Raw genomic sequence first — 7,118 nt, 5'->3', positions numbered from 1 at the left:
CTTACGCACAAGCTTTATTCAGTGTTTCCCTAAAAATGGGCGAAATCCGGAACGTCCGAACTTCGCCCATTTTCTAGTATATCACATGACATTGAAAAAAATATGGCGGCAATATGGCGTACCGCAGAATTTTTGCAGCAGTTTCGCTTACCCGAAAATCGGCTGGATCTGTTTGCCGTCCCGTGCAAGAGCCACCGTTTCCGGCAGCTTCGTGAAATCCGCCACCATAGAAGCCGGCTTTTCCGCCGGTGCGTCCTGCCGCAGGGGCACAAAGTAATAGTGCTTCGTGTTCAGCAACAGCCCGATATTTTTCGCCGATGCCCGCAGTGCATCATTGGTGGCGATTGCCAGCACAATGGGTTTCTGCCGCCGGAGCATGGACTTTACCGCCATGGTCGCTGTGGTATCCGTGATGCCGTTCGCCAGCTTTGCGGCGGTATTGGCAGTACAGGGTGCCACCACCAGCAGATCCAGCAGGTTCCTGGGGCCCAGCGGCTCTGCCTGTGCAATGCTGCGAATCGCCGGTTTGCCACAGATCTCCTCCAATTCGGCAACCCGTTCTGCCGCTGTGCCGAAACGGGTATCTATGGCGGCGGCATGCTCCGAGAAAATCGGTGTCAGTTCCGCACCGGCTTTTCGCAGCAGCTTCGCCTGTGCGAACGCGGCGGAAAAGGTACAGAACGAACCGGTCACCACAAAGCCGATTCGCTCACCTGTCAGGTCGTTCATGGGCAACGCTCCTCTCCTCGAGAATATTGCAAATGGTGTCTGCGATGATCTCTCCCGCGGTCATGGGTGCAACTTTCCCCGGAACGGCGGTGCGGCGTTGTCACCGGCAATTTTGCACGAAAAGCCGCATACCCTGTACGGGAGGGGATACCATGATCGCGATTTACGCACGACAATCCGTGGAACGTCCGGATTCCATTTCCATTGCAATGCAGGTGGAGCACTGCCGCCGCATCTGCCCCCGGTCGGTGCCTCAGCAGGTCTACACCGACCGCGGCTTCTCCGGCACCAACACCCGCCGACCGGCATTGCAGCAGATGCTGGAGGCGGTGGAACAGGGACAGATCGAAAGCGTCTATGTCTATAAGCTGGACAGAATTTCCCGTTCCCTGTGCGATTTTGCGGCAATGATGCAGGAATTCCGCCGCCGCGGCGTGACTCTGCACTCCGTGCGGGAAAGCTTCGACACCCAGACGGAAATCGGCGGCATGCTGCTGAATCTGCTGATGATGTTCGCGGAACTGGAGCAGAAAACCATTGCCGGACGGGTGCGGGACAATTACTACGCCCGAGCCGTCCAGCAGCTGGCACTGGGCGGTGTGCCGCCTTACGGTTACACGGCAAAGCCGGTGACACACGGAGGGCACCCCACCACCATGCTGGAAGTGCAGCCGGAAGAGGCTCAGCAGGTACAGGCATTTTACACCGGATACGGCGTGGCAGGGCAGAACGTGGAACAGCTGGTACAGGCTGCCAACCAAGCCGGCAGCCGTACCCGACAGGGGGCGAGGTGGTCCAACAGTGCGGTGCTCCGGCTGCTGCGGAATCCGGTCTATGTGCAGGGAGATCTGTCCTGTGCGGTATTTTTGCAGCGGCAGGGGGCAGTGCTGACACATGCGTTGGAGGCGTACTGCTGCGGAAACGGCTATCTGGTCTACGGCAGCCCCAGCCGGCGGCAGGGTTCCAAGCTGGTGCATCTGAAGGGCGAGCATGTTGCCGCCGGACTGCACCGGGGCTTCATCGACGGCACGCTCTGGCGGAGCGTACAGGAACGGCTGAATGCACGCGGCGGCAGCACCAACCGCGGCACAGGACACACCTCGTGGCTACAGGGGCTGGCAGTCTGCGGGCTGTGCGGCACACGCTGCTATGCCCGCAGCAACGGCAAAGGGGCAGCCTACACCTATTTTGTCTGCCGCGGCAAACGGCAGGGCATCTGCACCGGCATTGCCGGACTGCGGACAGAAACGGTGGAACAGGCAGTGGCTCCGGTGCTGGCGGAACAGGCGGCGGCAGTGCTGCCCTATGCACAAGCGGCAGAGCCGGAACCCTCTGCCGCGGCGGTGGCTCTGGAAAAGCTGGAACAGCGAATGCGGCGGCTGGCGGCTGAACTGGGGGAACCGCATGCGGCAGCGGTATTTCTGCGGGAGGAACTCCAGCGGCTGGGGACGGAGCACCAGCAGCTGGAACAGGAACTGCGTCAGAACGCCTCTGAACCGCCGTTACAGCCCGCAGAAAATTGGGAAGCATGGTGGACAGATGCCAGCTTGGAACAGCGTAGGCATGCCGCCGGACTGCTCCTGCGGGAGGTACGATTGTTTCCGACATACGGGGAAGTATATTTGCAATAAAACAAAGAGGGCACCTCCCGAAGGAGATGCCCTCTCGATGCACTTACGTGCATGTAGATTCAGTTACACATGTTGCTGCTATCGCAGCGAATGCTTACTTTCTCTTCTTAGCAACCAGTGCTACGCCACCGATTACAGCTACAGCTACAGCTACGCCAGCTACCGGCAGAGCGTCGCCAGTCTTCGGAGAAGAAGTGGACTTAGCCGGCTTGGTCGGGGTAGCAACCTTAGCAGTGGTAGTAGTAGCAGCTACCGGTGTAGCAGTCGGAGCTGCTGTGGTAGCTTCGGTGGTCGGCTCAGTCGGATCTTCAACGATGGTGATAGTACCAGCACCGCCGCCCGGAACGCCGCTGTCACCAGTTTCGCCGTTCTTGTAAGAGGTTTCTACGCCGTCGGAATCCTTACCGTCGATAGACAGGGTGTAGGTGTCGCCAGCCTTAGCATCCTTGCTAACTTCAACGGTGATTGCAGCGATCTGACCGCTAACAGCCTTCAGCGGAACAGTTGCATATGCAAACGGAGCGAATACAAAGTTGCCAGCATCGTTAGTAGCTGCCAGGCAGGTAGCCTTCTTTACAGAAGCTTCCAGGTCAACATAAGTCAGACCTTCGCCCAGAGTTACACCGAAGCCAACACTGTTGATGCTATCGGTAACGCCGATCGGCAGAGTTACCTGATAGTTAGCAGCCTTCAGTTCAGCCAGAGTCAGGGTCTTGCTGCCCATAGTCAGGCTTACGCCAGCAGCACTTGTCGGAACAGCCATAACAGCTGCAGATGCAGCTACAACAGCAGCAGCAGAGAGAGCTGCCATTGTCTTTTTCAATGTAGTCTTCATTGTTTCTATTTCCTTTCAAAAATAAAATTATATGTGATATACCAGCGATGCGATATGCACCTCACACCGCTAATATATACAAGCAAATGGATAAAAGTTGAATCTTAGAAAAGCTTACTTACCGCCGTTAGCCATCTTGATAGCTTCTGCCCAGTCAATGTGGTTACCAGCACCGTTGTATGCCTGATATACTGCAGTGTACAGCATGTCGGTAGCATCCAGCTTTCCATCTTCTGTATTTTCGCCTGCCTTGGATTCCGTATCAATATCAGATGCCAGATAAGCCAGCTTGCTCTCCAGAGCAGTGCCGTTCTTTACGGTATCAAAGATCGGAGTCTTACCGGCACCCTGCAGGGCAACATAGTAAGCAGTTTCGAACAGGTCAGTTGCATCAACCTTGCCGTCCAGTGTAGTGTCGCCCTTCAGAGCAACTGCTACCTTTACGGTATCTGTGATCTCAACATCTTCTTCGCCCTTGTACTTCAGACCAACTTCGCCGTCAAAGTAAACCTTGCCAGCAGTCTTTTCTGTTACAGTTTCGTAAGCTTCCGCCGGAGTCATTTCGAAGTCAATTGCAGTTGCCGGATCTACGGTAACATCTTCGCCATTTTCCAGATGCAGAGTTACGGATTCGATCAGACCAGCCACGTTGAAGGATTCTTCATCGGACAGGTAGATGTTTTCAGCAGTTTCAGCGTCAACAGTCTTTACTTCTACAGAAGAAACGCCGGTCGGCAGAGTTTCTGTAGTAGTGCCGCTACCGTCGGTAGTGGTTGTATTGCTGTCGTCAGTCGTGGTATCGCCGCTGACATCAGTGGTATCGCTGCTTACAGTAGTGGTTTCGCTGCTGACATCAGTGGTATCGCCGCTGACATCAGTGGTTGCACCGCTGACATCGGTAGTTGCACCGCTTGCAACGGTAGTAGTTGTGCCGCTGTCACCAGTGGTAGTTGTTGTAGTAGTTGTAGTATCCTTGTCCTTCAGAACAACGGTTACGTCACGAGTTACATCGAAAGCAGCAACGCCGTCAGCTGCACCGGAAACCGTTACGGTCTTTACGGTGTCAACAGAAACAACGGTCTTTTCCGGCAGCTTTTCTGCAACCTGTTCTTCTACGTACTTTTCTACTTCAGCCTTTTCAGCATCGGTGATTTCCAGTTCAGCAGTGTAAGTGCCAGCTGCTGCACCAATGGTTACCTTTGTTGCACTCTTCAGCAGAGCAGCAACATCAGCAGAGGAAACAGCGATCTCTACGTTTACGCCAGCGTCCTTCAGGCTGCTGTTTACAGATGCAACGCCGTTATCGAAGTTTGCACCATACTTTGCAACCATGCCGTCAACTGTCTTCGGCTGATTTGCAGCAGCTGCAACGTTCTTTGACAGATAATTTACAGCAGCAGCCAGAGCAGCGTCTGCGGAATCATAGCTCTTTGCAGCCTTTGTCAGATTCTTGAAAGAATCGTACTTCTTCTGTGCCTTTGCAATGTCAGCAGACAGCTTGTCAGTTTCTGCCTTCAGAGCAGCAACATCACCGGCGATGTCGAAGTCAGCATTTGCACGAACTTCATCTTCGGTCATGTTGTATTCAGCAGCCAGTTCCTTGACCTTCTGGTCTACAGCAGCAGTTACCTGACCAGCCAGATTGGTGCATACATCGTTTGCATACTCAGTTGCTGTGCTTACGCCATAGGTCTTGCCGTTTGCGGTGAAGCTCAGATCAGCGTCAACGCTCTTGCTGTTTGCGAAATCTGTCTTGATGGTTGCAGTGTAAGCAACACCAGTCAGAATGGAAGTATCCAGAGTGAAATTTTCATAGCCGCCCAGAGTGTCCAGCTTTTCAGCCAACTTGTCTGTTGCAGCACTGAAATCAGCAGTACCGGAAATGGTAACCACGCCATCCTTTACCGTAGCGGTCGGATTTTCAGATGCGTTTACTGCCTTCTTCAGGAGTTCTACATAGTAGTTTGCGGAATTGATGCCTGCGACAAACTTCTTTGCGTCCACAGTCACAGTCTTGTTGGAAGTTTCTGTGTTCAGCTGCTTTGCCAGAGTAGTGTTCCAATCGGACTCTACAGTGTAAGTAATAGTGTCTGCATCTGCACTAACAGTTTCCGGGAAACCAGTAGCCGGTTCCACCTTCAGCAGCTTGTCAGCTGTAACTTTCAGTGCTGCAGGAGCTTCCGCAGCGTTTGCAGAAATTGCAAGAACCTGACCCAGTGCAACCGGAATTGCGACAGTTGCAGCAAGAAGTCTGTTAAATGTCTTCTTCATTTCTTATTACCTCTCTTTTTAATTAAATTGATTGCCGTCCGCACAGGTGGTGTTCCACCGCCCGCATCAGATGCATTTGCTTCCGGTAATCCCGCTTCATCTGCCGGAAACACACGCTGCGGCAATTGTTCTTATGTCTACAAGGTCCTATAAAAAAGCCCTCGTAAACAATTTACATACGTATTTTAACATATTATTGTGCCCGTGTCAAGCCCAAAGCCTGATTTTTTTTAAAATTCTTTGCTGGATATTATCCCCGTTTTTGTCGCTTTTTCACAATTTCGAAGCCGTTTTTCTGAATTCAACACACTTTCCACCGACTTTTCAACATTTTTTCTATGGAATTCCGCAGAAATCGCCTTTTCCGGAATGTGGCAACGCCGCACTTCCGGCGGCAGGGCCAATGCCCACACCACGCGGATGCCCAGACGTTTTGCCGCATCGAAGTCGGTCCCGCCGGGGCGGGAAGCGAGGTCGATCACCAGCGTTTCCGGCGGCAGGGCTTTCAACACCGTTTCAGACAGCAGCAGCACCGGCACCGTGTTGAAGATCACGTCCGCCGCCGCTGCCCTTTGGGCGAGAGCGGACACCGGCACAGCGGAAAAGCCCTGCATCTGTGCCAGTGCACGGGTTTCACAGCGACGGGCACAGATCTTCGTCTGCATGCCCAACGCCCGCAGCCGCGGAGCCAGTGCCATGCCGATCCTGCCATAGCCCACCACCAGTGCCGATGCCCCGTGCAGGGTGCGGGCAGTTTCTTCTATGGCGATCCGGATCGCCCCCTCCGCAGTGGGGACGGCATTGGCGAGGCACAGTTCCTCCCGCCGGAGGTAGTCGGTCACAGTCATGCCGGCAGCCTCGAACCAATGTGCCACGCCGGAGCAACCGCCGCCGGCGACCAGTGCCGCCGGTTTTCCCTGTGCCGCCAGTTCGGGCAGCGACAGGGGAGATGTTCCGAATGGAGCCGGCACGGTTTCCCCGCTGCTGCCCGCAAGGACAGGCAGCACCAGCACGTCGTATGCCGGAACCTCTGCCGGTGTTTCGGCGAAGTGCAGGTTCGGCTGTGCCGGCAGTCCCACCGTCCAGACCGCCGCACCGGTTTTCTGCCGGAGCCGCTGTGCCGCATACTGCTGCCGCAGATCACCGCCTGCGACAAGAATGACTTTGTCGGATTTCATACACGTTTCCTCCGCTTGCTGAAAATCAGGGTTTTCCACAGGGGAAATCGACTTAGTTTTCAACAGATTTTCAACTTATCAACTTCTTTCCCTGTGGAAAACCTGTGGAAAGCACTGTCTGCCGGCGAATTGCACGTCAAAGGCAGGCAGTGCATCATCACAGCACCAAATGTCAGAAAGTTGTGCAAATACACAAACTCCTGTTCTTAACGTATGCAAAAAGCGAAAAAGAAGTGCGGCGAGCGGCGAGTCGCTGCTGACCCTACGCCCGCGGCGAGTCGCCGCTGACCCTACGCCCCAATTTCAACTGTAAAAAGGGTAATGTTACGGCGGACAAGCCGCCTGTATGCCCCGCCGGGGGAGTTTTGTTGGTGAGAATCTGTGGGAATATATTGCACGTGTCCTCAATCTTTCGTGTAATCTTCGGGTGATACTTGACTTTGTAGTACAAGTGGAACGCGAACTCTTTTCTTT

General features: G+C 54.3%; 5 protein-coding genes. 1 reads left to right on the top strand and 4 read right to left on the bottom strand.

Annotated elements, in window-relative coordinates:
- Positions 1–147 precede the first annotated feature (147 nt).
- Entirely contained in the window at positions 148–729 is a 582-nt protein-coding gene (locus RUMCAL_RS03555; RefSeq protein WP_021681155.1) for a dipicolinate synthase subunit B, read from the bottom strand.
- Between the two features lie 152 nt (positions 730–881).
- On the opposite strand from RUMCAL_RS03555, the gene RUMCAL_RS14375 reads away from it, so the two are divergent.
- Positions 882–2,360, top strand: a complete 1,479-nt coding sequence (locus RUMCAL_RS14375) for a recombinase family protein (protein WP_021681154.1) — start codon at positions 882–884, stop codon at positions 2,358–2,360.
- A gap of 94 nt (positions 2,361–2,454) precedes the next feature.
- Here the strand turns inward: RUMCAL_RS14375 and RUMCAL_RS03545 are convergent, their stop codons facing one another.
- The 3 genes from RUMCAL_RS03545 to RUMCAL_RS03535 form a co-directional block, all read right to left on the bottom strand.
- Positions 2,455–3,195, bottom strand: coding sequence for an LPXTG cell wall anchor domain-containing protein (locus tag RUMCAL_RS03545; protein WP_021681153.1), 741 nt, complete (start codon positions 3,193–3,195; stop codon positions 2,455–2,457).
- 114 nt (positions 3,196–3,309) lie between these two features.
- Positions 3,310–5,466: a hypothetical protein gene (locus RUMCAL_RS03540; protein ID WP_021681152.1), complete on the bottom strand. Its 2,157-nt coding sequence runs from the start codon at positions 5,464–5,466 to the stop codon at positions 3,310–3,312.
- 230 nt (positions 5,467–5,696) lie between these two features.
- Positions 5,697–6,644: a dipicolinate synthase subunit DpsA gene (locus RUMCAL_RS03535; protein ID WP_051343644.1), complete on the bottom strand. Its 948-nt coding sequence runs from the start codon at positions 6,642–6,644 to the stop codon at positions 5,697–5,699.
- Positions 6,645–7,118: the final 474 nt, after the last annotated feature.

Source organism: Ruminococcus callidus ATCC 27760, from assembly GCF_000468015.1.
GTDB lineage: Bacteria > Bacillota > Clostridia > Oscillospirales > Ruminococcaceae > Ruminococcus_C > Ruminococcus_C callidus.
This window is presented reverse-complemented; position numbering and strand designations above follow the sequence as displayed.

What these genes read in the sequence shown, in the direction of transcription:
- RUMCAL_RS03545 (WP_021681153.1), bottom strand. Translation starts at nt 3,195, where the DNA reads ATGAAGACTACATTGAAAAAGACAATGGCAGCTCTCTCTGCTGCTGCT.
- RUMCAL_RS03535 (WP_051343644.1), bottom strand. Translation starts at nt 6,644, where the DNA reads ATGAAATCCGACAAAGTCATTCTTGTCGCAGGCGGTGATCTGCGGCAG.
- RUMCAL_RS03540 (WP_021681152.1), bottom strand. Translation starts at nt 5,466, where the DNA reads ATGAAGAAGACATTTAACAGACTTCTTGCTGCAACTGTCGCAATTCCG.
- RUMCAL_RS03555 (WP_021681155.1), bottom strand. Translation starts at nt 729, where the DNA reads ATGAACGACCTGACAGGTGAGCGAATCGGCTTTGTGGTGACCGGTTCG.
- RUMCAL_RS14375 (WP_021681154.1), top strand. Translation starts at nt 882, where the DNA reads ATGATCGCGATTTACGCACGACAATCCGTGGAACGTCCGGATTCCATT.